Source organism: Saccharothrix hoggarensis (assembly GCF_042678885.1).
GTDB classification, from domain to species: Bacteria; Actinomycetota; Actinomycetes; order Mycobacteriales; family Pseudonocardiaceae; genus Actinosynnema; species Actinosynnema hoggarensis.
This window is the reverse complement of sequence record NZ_JBHTLK010000429.1, coordinates 1-2,518: the sequence shown is the minus strand read 5'-3', so window position 1 is coordinate 2,518 and position 2,518 is coordinate 1. Positions and strand designations below refer to the sequence as shown.

Annotated in this window: 3 protein-coding genes; all 3 read right to left on the bottom strand. The window is 74.3% G+C overall.

The genetic code is table 11. The features are described from left to right. A partial coding sequence (locus ACFQ3T_RS35930; protein WP_380730511.1) for a TSUP family transporter occupies positions 1 to 234 on the bottom strand: 234 nt, incomplete at its 3' end. Between the two features lie 124 nt (positions 235 to 358). After that, the gene (locus ACFQ3T_RS35925; protein WP_380730509.1) at positions 359 to 1,099 is read right to left on the bottom strand and encodes a GntR family transcriptional regulator; all 741 of its coding nucleotides are present in this window, start codon (positions 1,097 to 1,099) and stop codon (positions 359 to 361) included. Between the two features lie 107 nt (positions 1,100 to 1,206). After that, positions 1,207 to 2,518 (bottom strand): ricin-type beta-trefoil lectin domain protein (locus ACFQ3T_RS35920; protein ID WP_380730507.1); only part of this gene is annotated, 1,312 nt, incomplete at its 5' end.

Here is a 2,518-nt window from a genome sequence, read left to right as displayed (position 1 = left end):
CGCGAACACCGCGCCGAGCCGCCACCGGACCGCGCCGGCCCTGGCGTGCGCCGCCAGCGCCGTCGCCGAGGTGCCGACCACGATCACCAGGCTCGCGGTGGCGGCCTCGTCCGGGCTGAACCCCATCAGGTAGATCAGGGCGGGGACGGCGAGCACGCTGCCACCGCCGCCGAGCGCGCCCAGCGCCAGGCCGACGACGGCTCCGGCGACCAGCGCGAGGACCAGCGCCGTCACCGCGTGGCTCTGGTGCTGCTCGTCCCGACGTGCGTCCGACCCGGCTTCATATGTCCGTACATTAGGGCGGTCAGCGGCCGCAGGGCAATGCCGGCCGGGCGTGACCTGCGCAATGTCCGGACAATCAGCCGAGGCGAGCGGCCTTCGACTCGGTGATCACCGCGTACCGGTCACCCCGCACCAGCGTGTGCCGCCACTCCACCGCGCGCCCCCGTGCCCGCCCGAGCCGGTGGATGGACAGGCACGCCACGTCCGGGCCGCAGCCCAGCAAGGCGCGCTCGGCGGACGTCGGCACGACGGCCTTGATCGTCTCGCGGCTGTGGTCGAGGCGGACGCCGGTCCGCTCCGCCAGCACCGCGTACAGGCTCGTGCGGGTGAAGTCGGCGTCGAGCAGGGGCGCGGCGAGGTCGGCGGGCAGCCACACCCGGTCGATCGCCAGCGGCCCGCCGCCGGCCAGCCGCAACCGCTCCAGGTGCACCAGCGGCGTGGAACCCTCCAGGTCGAGCTGGTCGGCGACGACGCCGTCCGCCCGCACGTCGAGCACCCGCACCACGCTGCGCTGCTCCAGCCCGGCCGCCTCCACCGACGCGAACAGGCTGTGCAGCGTGTCCAGCGGGTGCTCCACGTCGGCCGCCGGGCTCACCCTCGGCTGCCGGCCGCGCTCGGCGACCACCAGGCCGTCCGCCCGGAGCCGCTGCAACGCCTGGCGCACGGTGTGCCGGCTGACCCGGTAGTCCTCCACCAGCGCGAGTTCGCCCGGGAAGCCCGCCGCGAACTCCCCGGACCGCAGCCGGGCGACCAGGTCGTCCTGCAACTGCCGCCACAGCGGCACGGCGCCGGACCGGTCGAGCGCGCGCGTGGTCATCCGGACCTCCTCTGTCCGGCTCAAATGTACGGACCACGCCCGCCGCCGCACGCCGGACGGGCGGGTGCGCGTGGTGCGCACCCGCCCGTCGCGTTCCGCGACGACGGCTACCCGCGCCGCCACTTCTGGTTCGCGCCGCCGGTGCACTCCCACTGCTGCAACGGCGTGCCGCTGCCGCCCCACGAGGTCACGTCGACGCACTTGTTCGCCTGCGGGTTGACCAGGTCGCCCGCGCCGCTCAGCACGAACTGCTGGGCCGGGTTGCCGGAGCAGCGGGCGAGCTGGATGGCCGCGCCGTTGTCGCGCGAGCCCCACGCCACGTCCATGCACAGGCCGAACGCGCGCACGGTGCCGTCACCGGGGAAGGTCCAGTTCTGCGCGGCCGTGCCGTTGCAGTCCCACAGCTGCAACCGCTGGCCTTCGACGGCGTTCGAGTTCGGCACGTCGATGCACTTGTCCTGCCAACCGATGATCCGGCTCGTGCTGCCGCCGCCGGTGGTGGTGAGCTGGAGGCCGTACACGCCCAGGATCTCGTTCAACGGCTGGAACAGCGTCGTGCCGCCGGTCGAGCAGTTGCCCGACCCGCCGGACGTGACGCCCTGCGCCTGGTTGCCCGCGAGCCACGCGCCACCCGAGTCGCCGCCCTCGGCGCACGCGGTGGTGGACGTGAGGCCGTGCACGAGCCGGCCGGAGTAGTTCACCGTGACGTTCTTGGCCTGGATGGTGCCGCAGCGCCAGCCCGTGGTCCGGCCGGACCGGCACACCGACGCGCCGACGCCCGCCTCCTGCGACCCGGCGACGGCCACGCTGCCGCCCGCGTAGTTGTTCACGTACGGGGTCGGGGTCCAGTTGCTGTTGGTGCGGACCCACGCGTAGTCGTTCTCCGGGAACGACGACCCGGCGAACGTGCCCTGGCTGACGCCGTTGTGGCCCGACGTCGGGCTGCCCGTGCCGCCGCAGTGCCCGGCGGTGACGAACCCGCCGTTGTTCACCGAGAACCCGACCGAGCACAACGTGTTGCCGTTGATGACGTACTGGTCGCCGCCCCGGATGTCGTAGAGCGGGCGCGGCGCGTCGGCCGACGCGACGGACCGGGCGTCCACTCCGGCCTGTGCCGCGAACGCCCGCGCGGCGGACGTGGTGCGCGCCCGGACGACCACGGAGTTGGTGGCCGGGTCGACGTACCAGGAGTGGACGTCCGGTCCGACCTGGGCGCGGTCGAGCGCGTTCTTGGCGTCCAGCAAGGACTTCTCGCTCTTGGCGACCTTCACCGGCGACGCGCCGGCGGCCCGGACCGCGGCGGCGTCGACCGGGTCGACGACGCCGACCTTCAACCCGCCGTCGTACCAGGCGCCGCCGAACCGCTCGCCCAGCCGCGACCGCAACGCGCGCTCGACCGGGACGGACGCGGCCTCGGCG

Coding starts and splice junctions, on each gene's coding strand:
- ACFQ3T_RS35925 (WP_380730509.1), bottom strand. CDS start 1,099: ATGACCACGCGCGCGCTCGACCGGTCCGGCGCCGTGCCGCTGTGGCGG.